Below are 19,119 nucleotides of genomic sequence, written 5' to 3' on the forward strand. Positions count from 1 at the left end.
CCAGCAAATTGTTAATCCTTGTGCAACTGACTGTGCCAAATACCATAGGCGAAGTACAGCACCAAACCAAAGGCAAACCAGATACCTGACACGATCCAGGTTTCAGCGGGTAGTTGTGACAACATCCAAATGCAAAGCAGCGCCGAAATGATTGGCAAAACTGGGTACCACGGCACCCGGAAACCGTCATTTTTAATATCTGGACGACGGCGCAGCGGAATGACACCGATCGACATCATGGTAAAGGCAATCAGCGTCCCAATATTGACCAACTGCGTTAATCGATCAAGTGAAACGAGCCCGCCCATAACGGCAATTACAATGGTGACAGCAGTCAGACTGACCGTTGGCACTTGGTGCTTGTCTGAGATTTTACCCAGGCGTTTTGGCAGCAGGCCGTCCCGACCAATGGAGTAGATCAACCGCGATGAGCTGTAGATCATGGACAGCATCATCGTGAACATCCCGGCCATGGCACCGATGGAGATAATGCCGGCAACCCAGTTTTGGTTCACCAGTTGCAACGCGTATGAAACGGGGGCGGCAACGTTGAGTTTTGTGTAGGAGACCATCCCGGTCAACACACCGGCAACTGCAACGTAGAGCACTGTACAAATAATTAGCGTCCCGATGATCCCGATCGGCATGTTTTTCTTCGGGTTCTTCACTTCAGCAGCTGAAGCGGAGACACAATCAAACCCAAGGTAGGCGTAAAACACCAGCGAAGCACCGCGCATCACACCGTGGGGACCGTATGGCAAGAATGGGTGCCAGTTACTTGGTTTCACATAGAACATCCCAACCACGACGAATAAAATAATAATGGCAATTTTGGCAACCACGATGACGTTATTAATGCGGGTCGTCGTTTTCACGCCCTGGGTCAGCAATAAGCTGATAGCGAGCACAATGACGACGGCAAAAATGTTGATGTAAGTACCGTGAGCCGGGTCGAAACTCCCCGTCAGCGCCTTGGGAATCGAAATACCAAATCCCTTGAGAAATGAAATCAAGTAAGCCGACCACCCGGTGGAAACGGCGGCCACTGACAGCATGTACTCCAAAACGAGTGCCCAGCCGATGATCCAGCCGATGAATTCACCAAAGATAATGTTGCCATACGAGTACGCGCTCCCGGCAACTGGCAACGCCGATGAGAATTCGGCGTAACACATCGCGGCCGTTGCACAGACCAACGTTGCCAACACAAATGACAACACGATACCAGGACCGCTATAGAGGGCAGCAACGGTCCCGGGCAGAATGAAGATCCCTGTTCCGATAACAGTGCCGACCCCTAATAGCAGGAGATCCTTCGCGTCCATTGTTTTCGTCAGCTTTTTATCCTTATCAAGGTACCGATCCAGTGTTTCCTTTTGTCTAAGTCGACCAACCAGCCGATTAATGCCTGTATTTTCCATTCTTCCACATTCCTTCCATAGTCCCATCCACGGTCAGCCAGCCAAACAAAAAACGCACCGGGGAGAGTGTCCGCCGGTGCGTTATATCACCGGAAAGACAGCCGAAGCGTTGCGCCTAGCTGTCTTTCCAATTCGTTAAGAGATTGCCATGTTAAGACATCTTCTCTAACTTACTGGTTTGATAGCCAGGCTTGTTAAAGAAGAAGCTAAATCGATTCAGTTCTAATGAACGCGTCGTTAACATGGTCATACCCCTTTCGTTAATTGATTGGTGTTATTATACCTGAATGGGAATGTTAAAGTCAAATGAGAAAATTTGGTGTCCTGCTGGTACTCATTGCTGGTAACTTACCCGTTGCGTGCCGCAAGTTGGTTTCGTACTTGTTCTTCTCTCGGATAATGTATCCGTTGCCTTTTGTCAAGCATTGAAAACCAGTCAAAGACGGCTTGTCGAGAATCCACCCTCGACTGCCTAATCGGCTATCATCAGCCAGCTTCGTATCGTAGTGAAATTGGTCATCGTGAAGACAACTAATCAATAATCGTTCAATTCATCTGTATGTCAATGATGCTGTATTCATGGTTGCGAAATTTTTAGTGGTCGTCATTTCACTCAAGCTTGCGCTGTGCCGCGACACGTTTGGCACATTTGATCACTACAAACAAAAAAGGCAGCCGAGTTTCCTCAGCCGCTTCTGCTTTAATCATGATAGATTTGAATATTCAACTTAATACTTAATGTCCAGCAATGGTGCGCCGTGGATGTCAGCAATGGTCTGTGTACCGGCCAATTGCATGATGATCTTCAACTCATCGTTTAGGTGGTTAAAGACGGATTCAACACCCTGGGCGCCGCCTAAGGCTAACCCGTAGATTGCTGGGCGACCAATGGCAACTAAGTCAGCGCCTAATGCAATTGCTTTGAAGGCGTCGGAACCGCGACGGACGCCAGAATCAAAGATCACTGGTACCCGGTGGTTAACGCCTTTCGCCACGCTCTCCAACACGTCGAAGCTTGCTGGCCCGCCGTTTAATTGACGGCCGCCATGGTTTGAAACGTAGATGCCGGCAGCGCCTGCGCCAATGGCGTAAAGGGCGTCTTCTGCGGATTCAACACCCTTGACGATAACGGGCAGATCAGTGTAATCGGCAATTCGGCGAACATCATCTGGTCCAATCTTTTGAGCGGCAGCAGCGTAAATTTCGCCGATACCTTTGCCCTTGCCATCGCCTTCGCTAAACTTCGTCAGGTTAGCCATAGGAATTGGGAATTGGAAGTTGTTGATAATGTCGGCTTCACGGTAACCGTCAACCGTTGCATCAACGGTCAAAATAATGCCCTTTACGCCGGCCTTCTTAGCTTCATCCAGTAATGATTCGTTAAAGGCCCAGTCCTTGCTCATGTAGAGTTGGAAGAACTGTGGCGCACCGTTACCGCCAGCAGCGGTATCAGCAATTGAAGTTGATGAGTAAGTACTCTGTGCCATCAAAGCACCGGCAGCTGCTACCCCAGCAGCCGTGTCAACTTCACCCTTGGCGTGAGCTAGACCCTGCGCTGCGGCGGGAGCCATCATGAGTGGTGTCTTTAAATCTAATCCAAAGACGGAAGTGTCAGTCCTTGGGTTTTCAATGTTGCTGAGGGCCTTTGGAACGATCTGACGGTGCTGGAATGCCGTCCGGTTCGCACGCAGTGTCCATTCGTCTTCTGAACCGCCTGATATGTAACCAAACCCGCCAGTTGGGATAATGGCCTTTGCCTGTTTCTCCAGGTCAGTTAAGTTTAAAATGTCCAATGCCTTTTCATTTTCGTTTTGTTCGTAACCGTTTGTTAATACCATAGTGTAAGCCCTCCAAATGTGTAATGTCGTTTGTCTTAATGTCTATTACTCTATCACTTACAAAAAGTAAGTCAATGGTTTTAACTTACTTTTTGTAAATAAACGGACAGCTGTTTACAACTGGCTGCTGTAATCCCGTTTGATGACGCAACAGCAAAAACGTAATTTAACGCGTCTCGGAGACTGCTCGGGTCACGCCTGGTCAATGCCAAGAAGCCTGTTTCGATACTGGTGAACCGCAACACCTGTTAGCGGTCAAGCTCATCACGCCAACGCAGCAAGCGGTGATGCCTAATTTTCTTTCACATCCTCAAAAACCAGCATAAAAAACCGCGTCCAAGCCCCAATGCTTGAACGCGGTTTTGTCAATGTTAAACGATTCATCGCAAATCGTTGGTGATTGCCCTGTAACAACGACCGAGTCGCTGTTCAATCGCCAACTTGTTACTTTACAATGCGATTCGCCCATTGTTTTGATAGATAGTAGCCCTTCATATGGAAGTGAGGTGCCGTTTGCTGCTGCGTTAAAAACGGCTTTACATGCTGATCCACTGCAATCCAACCGCGCCAACCGAGATGGATCGTATCGGTCATGAAGTAGCGTTTACCACCCTGGTTGCTGAGATCCACCACGTTGGTGAAGCCTTGCGTTTGCAGTTGTTGCTTAACCTTAGCGTTGGTCTGTTTGAGCATCGATTGTGACAGTCCAGTGTACGCAGCCCACTTGTCATTCACGGGTGGCAGAATAAACATCGCGTTGATATGGTGTTTAGCAAACTGGTTCAACACGAGTTCGAAATCCGTATACTCCGGTGAGCGGCGATAATCAAAGTTTCGCTGGCTGTTTTTGAAGTGTTTGATGCCCGCTGGTTTTAACCGGTGTTTGTAAAACCCGTTATTGATGCCAAACCGGTTATGCGTGTGCCGCTTACCCAGTTTATCCGCCAACCGATTCAGTGCTCCCGCTGTGTCCGCAGCTGGCAAGTGTTGCTCAGCCCTGGCAAGTTTGCCCAACCGGTTAGGCAGCATCAGTTTGTCAAAATAGTGGTCTTCGTTTTGTAGGACGTGCAACCGGCCCTCAAAGTAAGCGCGCTGATTTTCTGTCAGGCCATCACCCTTCGCGAGGCGCTCCCAGGCACTGCGCTGCAACGTCCCGCCGCCGTTACCGGTCACCTTCAGCAAGCGTTTTGCCGTGGTGCGGTCGACCAGCGTGTTCGTTGCCTGTAAGGTCCAGGTCATGTCGCCGATGGCAGACTTGTAGTAGTTAAAGGCCTGGCGATTTTGTCCTTGTTTTGTAAACCACTGCGGCGACAAGATGAACACGACCTTCTTGTGATCCAGATTGTCGCCCATTGTTTGCATCGCCATCAACTGGCTCAGCGATTGTGTGCCCGGCTTACCTAATAAAAAGGGCTGGTAGTTACGGTCGTATTTATCCGCCAGGACGCTTGGGTGCAATGGATCCATCCGTGACAGTTCCGATGACCCGAAAAACGGCACGTACCCCAGATCAAGTGCCTCGTTTTTCAGTGCCTGTCCCCGGTAAACGTTGGCGGACAACGATACGGCTGCCTTGTTGATCAGTTGTGCATCCGACTGCGCACCGGCCTCATCCGGCTTGTGGTGCGGGCCGAACAGCAATAATGCTACACCAGCAAACGCAATCATTAACGGGCCGAAGATCTGCCAAATGGGATGGCGTTTCATTGCAACTCAGTCACTTTCGCCACGATTTTTTCTGGGGTATCCCACTGATTTCGGTCGAATTCTGAGATGGGAATATTAATACTGCACTGTTCGTTAAGCTCCATGACCATTTGAACGGTGGCCATGGAATCTAACAGCCCACTCGTAAACAAGTTCGTGGTCATTTGGCCACTTAAATCGGTTGCGGTAAGCTCTTGTAAGACAGATAAAACAGTTTGTTCGTTTGACATTATCATTTCTCCTTAATGTTTAAACCAAAGTGTATTGAGTTCGCCTGAAAAAATCAGGAAGCTGAGACAGACAACGTTAAAAGTGATCACCACCGCTAACGCTTGTGTCCAGCGATTGTGCGGCAATTGCGCACTGTGTCGTTTTTTATAACGCAGCCAAATGTCATTGATAATAATGGCTGTCGCGTGAAACAAGCCGTAAACGATGTAGTACCAGGTCACCCCGTGCCAGAAACCCATGATGAGAAAGTTCACCAAGTAGGCAAATTGCGACACACGGATCCGGTTCTTGATCAGTCGGTGCTTCATGACGAAGAAAGTAAACCGCATGAAGACAAAGTCCCGAAACCAAAACGACAGCGACATGTGCCAGCGATTCCAAAAATCTTTGATGTTCTGCGCTTTGAACGGCGCGTTGAAGTTCATCGGTGTTCTGACGCCCATAAGGTTCGAGATGCCCACCGCAAACAAACTATAGCCGGCAAAGTCGAAGAACAGATACATACTGTAAACGTACATGTAGGCGACCAGCGGCCATGACAAACCGGTGCCGAGAAACGCGCTCCGGTGCATCAGAACCTGATGCGCCACGTGCGGCAACATCAGCGTGCCGAAGATGTAACCGATGATGTACTTATAGACAAATCCCTGAAAGATGCGCATCACACCGGTATTCACCAGTTCTAGATAGTCATGCCTTGATGGAACTGCAACATCGTCTTGCTGAAAACGACGGTAGCGGTCGATCGGCCCCGATGTGATCGTTGGGAAGAACAGTAAGAATCTAAGAAATAAAAACGGTGAAACTTCCTTAATCGTACCGTCGCGCAATTCCATGATGACTTGCACCGTTTTGAAGGTCAGGTAGCTGATGCCAAGAAACCCCAGCAAGGCCAGTTTAGGCAAGTGGACAGCCGGCGATAATTTTACCAGAGCCAGCGGCAGTGCACTTAACACAACGAGGGCGACGAAGACACCGGTCTGGTTATACCGCTTGCGATAGCGGTCATAACCCATCACTAACGCCAACTGATACACAACATACGCCACCAGCATGACCCCCTGGTGCCACTTGATACCGCCAAACGTCAGCAATAAAAACGCCGCCGTCCAAATTGTTTCGTACACTCGGAATCGTTTGCCGTAATACAAGCCAAGCATCACGGGGATCAGGGTCACCACCAGAAGCACAAAGTATTGCGGGTCAGCGTACGGTGACAAATTAGGCATGTGTGTTGACCTCGCTGATCAGTGCCTTGATGTCTACCTTGCCGTTCACGTTGTGCGGCAGCGTTTCGCGGAAAATGAACCGTTGCGGCACCATGTAGGGCATGAGTTTGCCGTTCAGTTCCTGACGCAGCGCCATCTGACTGGGTTCATGCGGACTCTTTGGCACCACCACAGCCAGCAGCTGGCTGACTTTATGGTTACGGTCGTATTTTGGCACCGCCACGCCCTGCTTGATCAGAGTGACTTCGGACAGAAAGTGGTTGACTTCCTCAAGTTCGATCCGGTACCCGTTGAGTTTGATTTGAAAATCCACCCGGCCCTTATAGAACAGCAGGTCGTGATCAAAGTAACCCAGGTCGCCTGTGCAGTATGCCTGCAAGCCGTTTGTTTCAAAGAAGGCGTTCTTCGTTTTGGCGGGATTATTCAGATAGCCCTTCGACACGTTGTACCCGGCGATGATAATTTCACCCGGCTCATCCACGCCGCTGCTGTCAATGGTGACCTGAGTACCTGGTTTGACGTAACCAATGGGTAACCGGTCGTAGGTTCTTAACATTTCTGGGGTGATCTCAACCGATGTCATCGCCACCGTTGCCTCAGTTGGGCCGTAAGTATTGATAATGTGGGCCTGCGGGAACCGCTCGTTCAATTTGCTGGCAGTCTGGTGTGTCAGCTCCTCACCGCAAAATAAGAAGGTGGCGAGGTCTGGATAGTGTTTGTCGTCAAAGTAGGGATCCAATAAGCAAATATCAACAAGTGACGGCGTTGAGACCCAGATTTGGAGCGGCAAACTTGCCAGGGTGGTGAACATTTTGCTAAAGTTTGCGGTTACCGTTTGTGGCAAAACCCGCAGTGTGCCGCCATTCATCAGTGTTGGATATAATGCCATCACCGATAAATCAAACGAGAACGGCGGCTGCAACAGCACGTTGCGTTTCTCAAAGTTGAATGCGGTACTCATCCAGTTCACGAAACTCAGCAGGTTGCGCTGTGTGATCTGCACACCCTTTGGATTCCCCGTTGTACCGGACGTAAAGATAATGTAGAAGGTATCATCAATAGCCGTTTTTTCATCGAATACTGTTGGTAAAGTCTGATAAATATTTGTTAAATCGGCCAACGACGTCACCGGAACCACCACCTTGATCGGCAACGGCTCAACGGCAATCACCAATTCCGGCTCCGCGGTGTGCATAATGCTGGTCAGCCGGTCCGTCGAAGAATTCGTGTCCACCGGAATATAAGCGTGGCCTGCTTTGGCACAGCCGATGAACGCCACCAACATGTCAAAGGTCTGGCCGCCATATACCATCACCGGCGTTTTCGGTGTTAAATGACACGTTTTCAAATAGTTGGCCACACTGTTGGACCGTTTTTCTAACTCCGAGTAGGTATTCGTCCGACCTAGGTAATCAAAGGCGACCTGCTCTGGATGCTGTGCGGCTTGTTGACTTAACGTTACTAAAATGTTTTTAATCATCATCGTTTTCCCCTTGGCTCTTTAAAATTCGTTATAAATAAAATGTGCGCCGTTCACACCGCAATAGTCGTAAAGATAGACCAGCGCTAAAATTATGAGAAAGTAACTGACGGTCTTGACTGCAAAGTGCAGTACTGCCGTGTTCTGTGAGGCCCATGCGGTCACCTTATTGACGAGGCGACCGTGGACGTTCATTAGTGGATTCACCATCAATCATCCGTCCTTTCCTTATGAACTGACATCATTCTAGCGACTATGGCCAAACCGCACTATTTACAGTTGGTAAGCATCATCTTAGAATTTCTAAGAATCGCGTTCAGAATCAGCGATCGAGGGGTTTATCTGACTGTCTAAAATGCTGATTTATCAGTATTTCGGGACACTTTTATCATCTCAATTTTTTAGCCATTAATCCCGTTTAAAAACATCAAAAAAACACCGCACACCCAAATCGGGTATGCGGTGCCGGACTCTTTAATTACATTGAAATTGGAAACGATACTTGAAAAATACTGCCTTGCGGGGCGTTGTCCACAATCTTGATCTGACCATGGTTGGAAACAACCAGTTGTTTGACGATGGCGAGACCCAGCCCGTTTCCGGGGATCTCCTGGTCCACGCGGTAGAACCGGTCGAACACCTTTGTCTTCTGATTATCCGTGATCCCGCGGCCCTGGTCCGCCACGGTCATAATAGCGTACTGCCCGTCACTGGTGAGACCGACTCTAATGTCACTGCCTGTCGGCGAATATTTCTGCGCGTTATCCAGCAGGCTCACGAGAATCTGCTGCACGCTGTCGGCATTAGTTCGCGCCTTCACGTCCGGCGTAATTGCCAGTTCGATTGGCCGCTTCAAACCGTCACGATACCGCTCGACAATGCCGGTGACCGTTTCACTCAAATCGACATCACTGAGTGCGAGTGAGCGCTGACTGGCGCGCGACAGTTTCAGCAGGTTTTCAATCATCGTCTGCATCCGCTTGGATTCCTTGTCAATAAAGTCCAGTGACGTTGGAATGATTTCCGGGTGTTCATCACCGTGGCGTTTGATCATCTCGACATGCCCGCGAATCCCGGCAATCGGCGTCCGCAGTTCATGAGAGGCATTTGAAACAAATTGGCGGTCCGCCTCTGACCGTTGGTTCAACGATGCCAAGAGGTGGTTGAATTCAATGCTCAGATCGTGGACTTCCTGTGGCGTTTTCGGCACTGGTAACTGCGCGGTCCCGGCAGTTTCAACATCCTTGGTATGAATCTTCGAACTGCGCGTCAATTGCACCAGCGGCCGGTTTAGGCGCTTAGCAACCCAATAAATCAGCGCTGTCCCAATAATAAAGCTCAGCAGTGCAATGCCAAGAATGGTCGCTACAATTTTCCCCATCAGATCAATGACATCATCCAGCCTTAACCAGACATCGTACTGAACGCCCGTTTCGTTTTCCTTAACATCCTGCTTCGTTACTGATTTTAAATGGTAGTAATAAACATTATTTTTTGAACGGGCAATGTGCCCCAGCAGCAATGGGTCGCTGGGCTTTGCCTTGCTTTTTTTCAAAAACCGCTGGGCGTTTTTCGAATAGAACGTTTGGCCCTTTTTATGCACCGGATTAGTAATGACTCGAATAAACGTATTTTTCGTGTCATTAGCCCGGCTAAAGCGCCACCAGTTCCACATCGAGCGGTCACCGATAAACGACCTTTTCAGACCCTTCATGGTACTTTCTGTGGCCTCCTGGCGCACGTGAATCAAATTAGCCCCAGCATACGAAATGACCGCAGCACTTGTCAAAAGCGTGACAATGACCAGCATCAGCGCGTACACGCGGGTGATCCGGGCAGCACTTGAATTAAACAATGTCTTTGTCATTTGGCTTCCTCGCCCAGCCGGTAGCCCACACCGCGAATCGTTTCGATCAGCGGCTGGTCAGAATACTTATCCAGCTTTGTCCGCAAGTACCGGACGTACACGTCGACAATGTTGACCTGACCCTCGAAGTTCACGCCCCAGACGAGATCTAATAGCTCATCGCGGGTCAGGGCTTCCCCCTGGTGTTGGATCATCGTCAGCAGCAATTCATATTCCCGCTGGGTCAGCTGCACCACGTTATCGCCATAGGTCACCTGGCGCGCTTTGGCATCCAACGTTAGGTTGCCAAGCTGGTAGGTCTCATCGCGGTTCGTGTGCTGCTCACTGTGCCGCAAAATGACCCGGATCCGCGCCAATAATTCCTCAATGTCAAACGGCTTAGTGATGTAATCATCGGCGCCGGCATCCAGACCGGATACTTTATCCCCAACGTAATCTCGGGCGGTCATCATGATGATCGGCACATCGTCGTTTTGTTTGCGGATTCGCCGAATAACGGCTAACCCGTCAAGTCCGGGCAGCATCCAGTCTAAAATCAACAGTGAAATCTTGTTTTTATTAGCAGCGTACTTCTCCAGCGCATCTTCGCCCCGCGTCGCCGTGATCACATCATAATCTTCAAATTGCAGTTCTTGTTGCAGATACGAGATTAGGCTGTCTTCGTCCTCAACAAGTAAAATAGTGACTTTCATTACGATTTTTCTCCTTAATCAACTTTTGTCCCCAACGGACACACTGGCCATGTGGTGCCAGTTTTACATACTTGTACGGCCAGTTTAGCATGTTCCCTACGATGATTGGCGAATTTTAGCATTTATTATCATTTTTTTGAACAACTGTCATGCTCGCAATAAAAAATCCCCGGCGACCCGCTTTTGGGTTGCTGAGGATCACATAGATCAGTATCGCTTTCATGTACGGCGCATTGTTTTTGTCTACCGAAGGCACAGTCAAGGCGTCACCTTATGCACTGATAGCATCAATAGCCCTAATCTTTGTGCACACTTTCCTCGTAACTGAAACGAATAACAAATTACGGATTTAACGTCAGATAAACTGAATTTATCCCCGTGACCCCTGACAGTTATTCAAATTGGGCATTGTACAATCCGGCATAGGTGCCGTTCAGGACCATCAAACTCGCATGGTTCCCTTGTTCAACAACTTTACCAGCAGCCATGACCACAATTTTATCCGCGTTATGAATCGTTGACAATCGGTGGGCAATCACCAGCGATGTTCTGGACTTTAATAGGTTGTCCAGGGCGTGCTGGATTGCCTTTTCCGACTCGTTATCCAAACTGGCCGTTGCTTCGTCTAAAATGATGATTGGTGCGTCCTTAAGCAGGGCACGCGCAATCGATAACCGTTGTTTTTGACCACCGGACAGTTTGACACCCCGTTCGCCAACTTGTGTGTCGAGCTGGTCCGGCAGCTGTTTGACAAAGGTCGTGAGGTCCGCCATGTCAATCACATGCCACACCTCATCATCAGTCGCATCCGGCCGGCCATACAGAATGTTGTCCTTGATACTGCCATCGAGAATGAAAACGTCTTGGGAGACGATGGCAATGTGTTGCCGTAAATCCGCCATTTTAATTTTTTTAATGGGCACACCATCAAAGGTGATGTCGCCGCCCTGCAAGTCATAGAACCGGTCAATCAGTCGCGTAATGGTCGTTTTACCGGAACCGGAATGCCCGACTAACGCGGTTGTTTTACCATACGGGATGGTGAAACTGATGTCCTGCAACGTTGGCTCGTCCTTCTTAGAATTGTCTTTCGCGTCATAAGAAAAGTTCACCTTATCCAGCGCTACCCCGGTCTTGAGATCTGGAAACGCCACCGGGTCGTCATCATCCACAATTGCGGGCGTTTCCTTCAAAATCGTTTGAATACGACCGTAAGAAACCAGTGCTTGCTGCAGTTGGTTCAACAGCCGCGTAAACGATTGAATCGGACTCTGAACCATGGCGACATAGGTAATGTAGGCGACCAGCGCCCCAACGGTCAGCTCGCCGTGCATGATAAAGTAGGCCCCCAGCAGCAAAATGATGGCGGTACCGACGTAGTTGATACCGTCGATCAGCGGGTTGAAAATGGCCTGGTTGCGCCCGGCATCAATTAAGTCCTGCCGGTTCGTCTGGGCAACCTTGTCGAACCGTTTGGATTCCAGCCCCTCACTAGTAAAACTCTTGATGAGGTCGATCTGGGTCAGCGTCTGCTGCATCTGGTTAGACATCCGTGCCTGAGAAGCCCGGGCTCGGTGAAAAGCGTCCCGAATCCGTTTTCGAAAGACCCGGTAGACCAAAAACTCAAACGGGAACGTCAGGCTTACAGCGAGTGCCATCTGCCAGTTAATGTAAAAAATCAGTCCCAACACCCCAACGAACGTGAAGATGTTGCCGATCATGCTGAGCATGTTAGCAGAGATCAGGCTCTGCAAATTGTTAATATCACTGGTCAGCCGGGTCATCAGATCCCCAGTTTTGCTGGATTCAAAAAACTTCGTATCCATCTTTAACAAGTAACGATACAGTTGATTCCGCAACTCGGTAATCGCGTTTTGACTCATGACACTCATGTAGTAGGTCGACACGTAGTTAAACAAACCGAGCACCAGTGCCGTCAGCAACAGCGCACCGATGGCCGTGAAGAGCCAGGTATAATCCTTCTGCGGAATGACCTTATCAATAATGAACTGTTCAATTTGCGGCATAACAAATTGCAGCAACGTGATAATGGTCAGTGCCAAAACGTTGACGATCAGCAGCCAGCGCCTATTGAGTACCTTGCCGAAAACAAATTTAAACATATCTAGTAGTGAATTATCTTGGTTATCTAAGTCGTCTTGCAGGATGTTTGGTTCAGTTTGTTTTGACGATGCTTGCATTCTAACGTGCCCCCTCTTTAGTTTCCAGGCCGTGAAGCCCCTCAAATCACGACCGTCTCAGTTAATTTCGCCATAGTAGCTTACCGCCTTCAGTGCCGAAACACCAGCAATTAGCTCATATAATCAACATTTAAACGTAATCAGTTTAAAAACCATGATTTATTTTCTAGGCCAGCCTAACTTTGCTTGTAACTTGGTTGAAAGGTGCTATACTGATTTTGTGAGAAAGGGACAGGTGAGTTTGCGAAAAAAGTTGAGTGAGCGCTCAACACATTTTTATTCTTTTTACGCTGTTACATTTGCAATTGATTTTTAACACACTTTATTTTTTATTTCAAAAGTTGAGTGAGCGCTCAACACACCATTTTCGGAATAACTGTTCCTTTTTCCATAATTTTAGCGATTCGAGGTGAATTTTGTTGACTCAAACAGCCACTCATCAAACCAGGTATTATCGCAGTTACACTGACGATTTTGTGACCACTAACCAGCAGCATCAGTCCCTCAGCGCAGGTTTCAAATGGCTTCATACAAATCCTGTCTACCGCGCAACTGCAAACGTCGTCTATCGGCTCTTCCGATTGATTGGCTGGTTATACTGGCGGCTTTGGCGCGGGGTTCGTATCCAGAACAGAGCAGTGCTGAAACCTTATCGACACACCGGCATCTTTCTTTACGGCAACCACACCCAACCAGTTGGCGACGTCTTCATGCCAATGCTGGTCACCAAGCCGCAGCGTGTCGATACGTTGGCGGCACCGGCAAATTTGGGCGTGCCCGTTATCGGCAGGGTGGTCCCGATGGGCGCGTTAATCGTCCCTTCCGACTTTCATCAAATGCCGGCATTCACCCAAGCGATTCGTGCTCGTTTAGCCGAGAACCGCGCCATAATGGTTTACCCAGAGGCCCACGTTTGGCCATACTATACCAAGATCCGGCCCTTTTCCCGAGCCACGTTTCATTACCCAGTTGCGGCCAAAGCGCCAACTTTTTCGGTGACAACCACCTATCAGCGCTCGCACTGGCGGCACCGACCTGCCATGACCGTTTTCGTTGACGGGCCGTTCTTCCCAGACGCGGCGTTGACTGCCACTCAGCAGCAAGAACAACTCTGCCAGCAAGTTACTGCCCAACTTAAAAAGCGGTGCCGTGACCACAACACAATTGAATACATTCACTACGAAAGGGAGGCGTCAAAATGAACATTCTATACTGTGGCGACGCCAACATGGCAGATGGCCTGTTGCTTTCGATTCTGTCGCTGCGCCACCATCATCAGCAATCATTGCACATTTATATTCTAACGGCGACGCTGCAAACAGCTCAGAAAACCTACCGACCACTGTCAAACCAAACCGTTGCCTTTTTGGAAACACAATTAAAGCAGGATGATCCGGATAACACTATCCAAAAAATCGACATCACCTCGCAATTTAACGCTGAGATGCCAACGGCCAATATGGACACCCTGTTCACCCCTTACTGTATGTTACGTCTGTTTTGCGACCAACTACCGGAACTGCCGGATAGGCTCTTGTATTTAGACACTGATGTCATCTGTCGCCAATCACTCGATGACCTCTACCACGAGCCGTTATCCGGTGTGGAAATTGCCGGTGTGCCCGACTACTACGGCCGCTGGTTCTTCCACAATCAGATAACCCGTTTTGATTACCTGAATTCCGGCGTGCTGCTCATGAATTTAAAGTTTATCCGGCAAACGGGTCTCCTGAGACGTTGCCGGCAGCTCTGTCGTGACAAACAGCTCTTCATGCCCAATCAATCCGCACTCAACAAATTGGCCGTTGCCAAGCGCATTTTGCCACGACAATTCAACGAACAGCGCCGCTTGCATGGCGACACAGTGTTACAGCATTTCACGACCAGTTTTCGGCTTTTCCCCTGGGTTCACACACTCACGGTAAAGCCCTGGCAGGTATCTAAAATGCACGATGAATTGGGACTGCATGAGTACGATGCCCTATTGTCCCAGTATCAAGCACTCGAACCGCAACTTAAGGAGGTGGCCTAATTGACCATACCTATCTTTTACGCCGTGGATAACCATTACGCACCTTATTTAGCCGTCTCGTTGCAGTCCCTCATGGCGAACGCGAACCCCAGTAACACCTATCAGATCATCATCATGGCAGAGGACCTTTCCAAGACCAACCGTGTTAAATTGCAGTCGCTGGTGACTGCCAGCCGGTTCCACCTCACGTTTAAACAGATCAATCCGGCCCTCTTAGCTGAGATCACCGACACAGACAACAAACTGCGCATGGATTATTTCACGTTTACCATCTATTTCAGATTATTTATTGCCGATCTGTTTCCGCAATATGACAAGGCTGTTTACCTGGATGCCGACACCGTTGTGCTCGATGATATCAGTCACCTATACAGCACACCTATTGGGGACAACCTGATTGCTGCCGCAAAGGACCCGACCATCGCTGGGAAACCAGTCACGGCCGCTTACGCCACAAACGCAATCGGTGTTGCTGCCGACCACTACATCAACTCAGGCGTGCTGGTGATGAACCTGCATGCACTGCGGGCAATGCAGTTCAGTTCCGTCTTCTTGAACCTGCTGAACACCTACCACGTTACCTGTTTAGCACCCGATCAAGACTATCTCAACGCCATGTGTCAGCAACGGACTGCCCTACTGGACCCATCTTGGAACGTCCAAATGGAAACGCGGCCTAGCACCCATCAATCACTGATCCACTTCAATCTATTCGCTAAACCCTGGCACTACACAAATGTCGCAAACGAAAGCTACTTTTGGAATTACGCCAAACAAACGCCCTACTATGCCGAGATGCGGACGAGTCTTCTCACCTACAGCGAAACGGCAAAGGCTGCTGATAAAATAAATTTCCAACGCATCTTAAAGGTCGCAGAAACCCAGGCAACTGCGACCAACACGTTTCGTCAGATTCGTGACCAAAACCGGGAAGAAGTGGTCATATGAGTGCCGTGACTGATTTACCTAATCGCGAGCCGGTTATTGCCAACATCCAACAGGCAATCAAACGCCAAGATTACAATGCCAAGGTTGAGCCCGGTGACCCGCAGTTGAGTGCCGCTCAAGCTGAGGCAGAACTCGAAACCTATCTCCGCCATCAAGATCACCTTTCTTATCAGGTCAATAATCTGGTTGCTAGAACGCTGCTCAATGTGGATACCCGCTGGCAGACACGTAAGCTTATCGTTGTTGGTCAGGAACGTTTGCGTGACCTGCATCAAGGAGCCATCGTGACCAGCAACCATTTCAGCCCGTACGAAAACATGGTCGTGCGACGCGGCCTTCAAATGAAACGGCTCTACCTGATCAGCCAACTGACCAATTTCGACATGACGGGTCTGTTGGGCTACATCATGCGCAACATCGATACGATTCCACTCACCGACAGCGTTCACTACGTTGGCAAGACTCTGCCCAAGTTAATGGCGGGCGTTCTAGAGGACGGCCACAACATCCTGATTTATCCAGAACAGGAAATGTGGTTCAACTACCGCAAACCGCGACCACCAAAGCGCGGTGCCTACCAATACGCGGCCCAATTGAAGGCCCCAATCATTTCGTGCTTTGTCGAGATCAGGGACACAGGTCATGCGAAAACAGCTGATTTTAATGAGGTCAGCTATGTGCTGCACATCCTGCCTGTCATTTACCCCGATCCTGAGAAATCCGTTCGCGATAATAGCTTCGCAATGATGCACCAGGATTATCAGCAAAAATGCAAAGCGTATGAAGCTGCCTATCATCAGCCATTGACCTATGCGTTTAAGCAGACTGATATTGCCGGGTGGACAGGGCGGTTAAGAGGTGGCGCGTAAAGCACTTTGCCAAGCGCTCGTTTCGGCTATGACCGCTTAAAAAACGTCGCAAGCACTGCTTAGACGAAAGCATCAAAAAAGTCCGCGCCTGATCTTTTAACCTAGGCGCTAATCATGTCGCTGAAAAATTGGGGTAAAAAACGCTTTGGCCCCAAGAATATAAACGACCCCCACTAAAAATCCCAATTAAGATTTTTAGTGGGGGTCGTTTAGATGATGCCCGAGTCACAAGTCCAAGCGAGCGAAAACAACGAAAGTGACCCTTTTAATGTGTCCTATGCCTTGTTTTGTATCTTCACCCCTGCGCTATAACACAGCTTTCAGGGCCGCAATCTCTTCTTCCGTCGTTGCCCAGCTAGTCACCAGCCGAATCGCTGTGTGGTCATCATCAATCTTTTCCCAAAAGCTAAAATCAACCTCCTGCTTCAAGGCAGCCAGCTTCTCATTCGTTACTACCACAAACTGCTGGTTAGTCGGCGAGGCAATGAAGAACTGGTACCCTTTTTCCGTTAGAGCAGCCTTTAACTGGGCGGCCATTTCGATGGTGTGCGCACTGATCTTGAAGTACAGATTATCCGTAAACAGTGTCTCGAACTGAACCCCAATTAACCGGCCTTTAGCCAATTGAGCACCACGTCGTTTGACCCGGTTATTGAAGTATTCCGGTTGGTTATTGTGCGTAAACACGACGGCTTCGCCACAAAGCGCGCCAACCTTCGTCCCACCGATGTAAAAAACATCGACCAGTTTAGCAATTTCCGGCAGCGTCAGGTCATTCTCGGGACTCATCAAGCCGTAGCCCAACCGGGCACCGTCCATGAACAACGAAATGTCATACTGGTGACAGACGTCAGAAATCGCAGTCAATTCCTGTTTTGAATACAGGGTGCCATATTCGGTCGGTTGAGAAATGTAGACCATGCCCGGATAAACCATTTGAATGTGATTTTCGTCATCGTAAAAGCCACGAATGTAAGCTGCCAATTCTTGGGCGTCAATCTTGCCATCGTGCCCCGGAATCGTCAAAACCTTGTGACCGGTATATTCGATCGAACCGGCTTCGTGAATGCTGACGTGACCGGTATCAGCTGCAATCACGCCCTGATAATCTTTCAGAACCGTTGAAATAATGACCGCGTTGGCCTGCGTCCCACCAGCGATGAAAGTCACCTGAGCATCCGGGCAGTCGCAAGCTGCCTGAATCTTTTCAGCAGCGCTTGCCGAATATGTATCCTGACCGTACCCGGGTTGCGGGTCGCGGTTGGTATCAATGAACCGTTGTAAAATTGCGGGATGAGCGCCCTTTGAATAGTCGTTTGCAAATGCTAGCATGTTGTCTGCCTCCGATAGTCGTCTTGGTTAACGTGAAATGAAATTACGATAACCAGTTTACCACTTTTCAGGAACATTGTTCATAGACGGTAACCGTTTTCATTACCGTGATACCAGCTCAGCAGTCATATTGACAAGTGACCGAAAACCAGTATGATAAATGCAAGCAGTATTAAATTTATCAAAAGAGGTTGATGTCCATGTCAACGTTTAAAAATAACGATTTCCAACAGATCATCGAGGGCCGGCACGCGGTCCACGATTTTGATCCTTCAGTAAAAATCAGTCGTGTGGAACTGACACAAATGATCACTGAATCCGTTTCGGCACCGTCAGCTATCAACGTGCAACCGTGGCGAATCGTGATTATCGATTCACCAGAGGCCAAAGCAAAAATCAAACCGCTGATGGCCGCCAACGCCCATCAAAATGAAACAGCTTCCGCTCTGGTGCTGTTTTTCGCTGATTTAAAAGCTTCAGAAAACGCCCAGGTCGTTTTTGACCAGGCTGTCAAAGCTGGCAAAATGCCGCAGGAGGTCAGCGACCACCTCGTCGGTATCGTAAAAAAAGTCTACGGGGCGATGCCAACACCAGCTTTAGTGACCACCTTCACCCTGGATGTTGCCCTCCCAGCCATGCAATTTATGCTGGTTGCCCGCGCACACGGGTTCGAAACCGGTCCGATGACGGGCTACGACCACGATAAAATTGCGACCGCGCTGGACCTCGATGCCACCCGGTATGTGCCAGTCATTATGGTGGCTGTGGGAAAGGCTGCTCAGCCTTCAGCAGGATCGGTTCGCCTGCCCGCACAACAAATTCTCAGTTTCAGATAGCAGTCAAAGACGCGTCGAACTTGTCAATTTGCGGCTACTCATTTTCCTTGGGTCGTGCAGTGACGGCAAAAACGAGATTGAGACAGGATTTAATGAGCCGTCTAAATAACACCGGAATAATCGCTTGAGCATGCTCAGTTGCTTTAGCCTTGACTTGCAGCAAATGGTTGCTGACAGCCATAAAAAACACCCCGGATTGAAATTCAACTATGGAATTTCGGTCTGGGGTGTCTTTTATTATGGAAGCAAAACTGTCTTTTGGATTTCTTTTGTGCTTAGTACCGCAAGGATGGGAGCTAGTGCAGAAGCGACTCTGGGCATAAAAGTCAGCTTCGGACTTTTATGGGTTAATCGTCTTAGTAGTGCTTGCGACGTGGGTCTTGGCCTCATAGCGGAAACGAGTTCCGCAAGGCTGAGGGCTACTGCAGAAGCGACT

18 protein-coding genes are annotated in these 19,119 nt (G+C 49.2%); 6 read left to right on the forward strand and 12 right to left on the reverse strand.

The window, feature by feature from the left end; genetic code table 11:
• Positions 1-11: 11 nt before the first annotated feature.
• The 11 genes from FC82_RS00630 to FC82_RS00675 all read right to left on the reverse strand — a co-directional run bounded on the left by FC82_RS00630 (position 12) and on the right by FC82_RS00675 (position 12,666).
• Positions 12-1,421 (reverse strand): APC family permease, encoded by a 1,410-nt coding sequence (locus FC82_RS00630; protein WP_056995934.1) that lies wholly within the window; start codon positions 1,419-1,421, stop codon positions 12-14.
• Positions 1,422-1,723: 302 nt separating this feature from the next.
• The gene (locus FC82_RS16840) at positions 1,724-1,960 is read right to left on the reverse strand and encodes a hypothetical protein (protein WP_162260911.1); all 237 of its coding nucleotides are present in this window, start codon (positions 1,958-1,960) and stop codon (positions 1,724-1,726) included.
• A gap of 189 nt (positions 1,961-2,149) precedes the next feature.
• A complete protein-coding gene (locus tag FC82_RS00635; protein ID WP_054761560.1) occupies positions 2,150-3,259 on the reverse strand; it encodes a lactate oxidase in 1,110 nt (369 codons plus the stop codon).
• A 444-nt stretch (positions 3,260-3,703) separates the two neighbouring features.
• Entirely contained in the window at positions 3,704-4,966 is a 1,263-nt protein-coding gene (dltD, locus tag FC82_RS00640) for a D-alanyl-lipoteichoic acid biosynthesis protein DltD (protein ID WP_235809139.1), read from the reverse strand.
• Positions 4,963-5,196, reverse strand: a complete 234-nt coding sequence (gene dltC, locus FC82_RS00645) for a D-alanine--poly(phosphoribitol) ligase subunit DltC (RefSeq protein WP_056995935.1) — start codon at positions 5,194-5,196, stop codon at positions 4,963-4,965. The genes dltD and dltC overlap by 4 nt, the downstream gene beginning before the upstream one ends.
• A 12-nt stretch (positions 5,197-5,208) precedes the next feature.
• Positions 5,209-6,426, reverse strand: coding sequence for a D-alanyl-lipoteichoic acid biosynthesis protein DltB (dltB, locus tag FC82_RS00650; protein WP_056995936.1), 1,218 nt, complete (start codon positions 6,424-6,426; stop codon positions 5,209-5,211).
• Positions 6,419-7,906 (reverse strand): D-alanine--poly(phosphoribitol) ligase subunit DltA, encoded by a 1,488-nt coding sequence (dltA, locus tag FC82_RS00655; RefSeq protein WP_056995943.1) that lies wholly within the window; start codon positions 7,904-7,906, stop codon positions 6,419-6,421. Before dltA ends, dltB begins: the two co-directional genes overlap by 8 nt.
• Before the next feature lie 21 nt (positions 7,907-7,927).
• Positions 7,928-8,116, reverse strand: coding sequence for a teichoic acid D-Ala incorporation-associated protein DltX (locus FC82_RS00660; protein WP_054761564.1), 189 nt, complete (start codon positions 8,114-8,116; stop codon positions 7,928-7,930).
• A gap of 268 nt (positions 8,117-8,384) precedes the next feature.
• Complete coding sequence (locus FC82_RS00665) at positions 8,385-9,773, reverse strand: sensor histidine kinase (RefSeq protein WP_056995937.1); 1,389 nt, start codon at positions 9,771-9,773, stop codon at positions 8,385-8,387.
• Positions 9,770-10,465, reverse strand: coding sequence for a response regulator transcription factor (locus FC82_RS00670; RefSeq protein ID WP_054761570.1), 696 nt, complete (start codon positions 10,463-10,465; stop codon positions 9,770-9,772). Before FC82_RS00670 ends, FC82_RS00665 begins: the two co-directional genes overlap by 4 nt.
• Before the next feature lie 392 nt (positions 10,466-10,857).
• Positions 10,858-12,666 (reverse strand): ABC transporter ATP-binding protein, encoded by a 1,809-nt coding sequence (locus FC82_RS00675; RefSeq protein ID WP_056995938.1) that lies wholly within the window; start codon positions 12,664-12,666, stop codon positions 10,858-10,860.
• Positions 12,667-13,085: 419 nt separating this feature from the next.
• Between FC82_RS00675 and FC82_RS00680 the strand changes: the two genes are divergently transcribed.
• The 4 genes from FC82_RS00680 to FC82_RS00695 are packed head-to-tail and all read left to right on the forward strand — an operon-like array spanning position 13,086 to position 16,515.
• On the forward strand, positions 13,086-13,868 hold the full coding sequence (locus FC82_RS00680) for a hypothetical protein (protein ID WP_065101523.1): 783 nt from the start codon (positions 13,086-13,088) through the stop codon (positions 13,866-13,868).
• Positions 13,865-14,698, forward strand: a complete 834-nt coding sequence (locus tag FC82_RS00685) for a glycosyltransferase (RefSeq protein WP_056995939.1) — start codon at positions 13,865-13,867, stop codon at positions 14,696-14,698. Before FC82_RS00680 ends, FC82_RS00685 begins: the two co-directional genes overlap by 4 nt.
• On the forward strand, positions 14,699-15,646 hold the full coding sequence (locus FC82_RS00690) for a glycosyltransferase family 8 protein (protein ID WP_056995940.1): 948 nt from the start codon (positions 14,699-14,701) through the stop codon (positions 15,644-15,646).
• A complete protein-coding gene (locus tag FC82_RS00695; protein ID WP_054761585.1) occupies positions 15,643-16,515 on the forward strand; it encodes a lysophospholipid acyltransferase family protein in 873 nt (290 codons plus the stop codon). The genes FC82_RS00690 and FC82_RS00695 overlap by 4 nt, the downstream gene beginning before the upstream one ends.
• Before the next feature lie 306 nt (positions 16,516-16,821).
• Here FC82_RS00695 and FC82_RS00700 read toward each other — a convergent pair whose 3' ends face one another.
• Positions 16,822-17,847: a threonine aldolase family protein gene (locus tag FC82_RS00700; protein ID WP_056995941.1), complete on the reverse strand. Its 1,026-nt coding sequence runs from the start codon at positions 17,845-17,847 to the stop codon at positions 16,822-16,824.
• A gap of 200 nt (positions 17,848-18,047) precedes the next feature.
• On the opposite strand from FC82_RS00700, the gene FC82_RS00705 reads away from it, so the two are divergent.
• On the forward strand, positions 18,048-18,683 hold the full coding sequence (locus tag FC82_RS00705; RefSeq protein ID WP_054761588.1) for a nitroreductase family protein: 636 nt from the start codon (positions 18,048-18,050) through the stop codon (positions 18,681-18,683).
• A gap of 163 nt (positions 18,684-18,846) precedes the next feature.
• On the forward strand, positions 18,847-19,119 hold a 273-nt coding region (locus FC82_RS17065; protein ID WP_235809140.1), incomplete at its 3' end, for a hypothetical protein.

It is taken from the genome of Secundilactobacillus collinoides DSM 20515 = JCM 1123, assembly GCF_001435975.1.
GTDB classification, from domain to species: domain Bacteria; phylum Bacillota; class Bacilli; order Lactobacillales; family Lactobacillaceae; genus Secundilactobacillus; species Secundilactobacillus collinoides.

Coding starts and splice junctions, on each gene's coding strand:
- FC82_RS00630 (WP_056995934.1), bottom strand. CDS start 1,421: ATGGAAAATACAGGCATTAATCGGCTGGTTGGTCGACTTAGACAAAAG.
- FC82_RS00635 (WP_054761560.1), bottom strand. CDS start 3,259: ATGGTATTAACAAACGGTTACGAACAAAACGAAAATGAAAAGGCATTG.
- dltD (WP_235809139.1), bottom strand. CDS start 4,966: ATGAAACGCCATCCCATTTGGCAGATCTTCGGCCCGTTAATGATTGCG.
- dltC (WP_056995935.1), bottom strand. CDS start 5,196: ATGTCAAACGAACAAACTGTTTTATCTGTCTTACAAGAGCTTACCGCA.
- dltB (WP_056995936.1), bottom strand. CDS start 6,426: ATGCCTAATTTGTCACCGTACGCTGACCCGCAATACTTTGTGCTTCTG.
- dltA (WP_056995943.1), bottom strand. CDS start 7,906: ATGATTAAAAACATTTTAGTAACGTTAAGTCAACAAGCCGCACAGCAT.
- FC82_RS00660 (WP_054761564.1), bottom strand. CDS start 8,116: ATGGTGAATCCACTAATGAACGTCCACGGTCGCCTCGTCAATAAGGTG.
- FC82_RS00665 (WP_056995937.1), bottom strand. CDS start 9,773: ATGACAAAGACATTGTTTAATTCAAGTGCTGCCCGGATCACCCGCGTG.
- FC82_RS00670 (WP_054761570.1), bottom strand. CDS start 10,465: ATGAAAGTCACTATTTTACTTGTTGAGGACGAAGACAGCCTAATCTCG.
- FC82_RS00675 (WP_056995938.1), bottom strand. CDS start 12,666: ATGCAAGCATCGTCAAAACAAACTGAACCAAACATCCTGCAAGACGAC.
- FC82_RS00685 (WP_056995939.1), top strand. CDS start 13,865: ATGAACATTCTATACTGTGGCGACGCCAACATGGCAGATGGCCTGTTG.
- FC82_RS00695 (WP_054761585.1), top strand. CDS start 15,643: ATGAGTGCCGTGACTGATTTACCTAATCGCGAGCCGGTTATTGCCAAC.
- FC82_RS00700 (WP_056995941.1), bottom strand. CDS start 17,847: ATGCTAGCATTTGCAAACGACTATTCAAAGGGCGCTCATCCCGCAATT.
- FC82_RS00705 (WP_054761588.1), top strand. CDS start 18,048: ATGTCAACGTTTAAAAATAACGATTTCCAACAGATCATCGAGGGCCGG.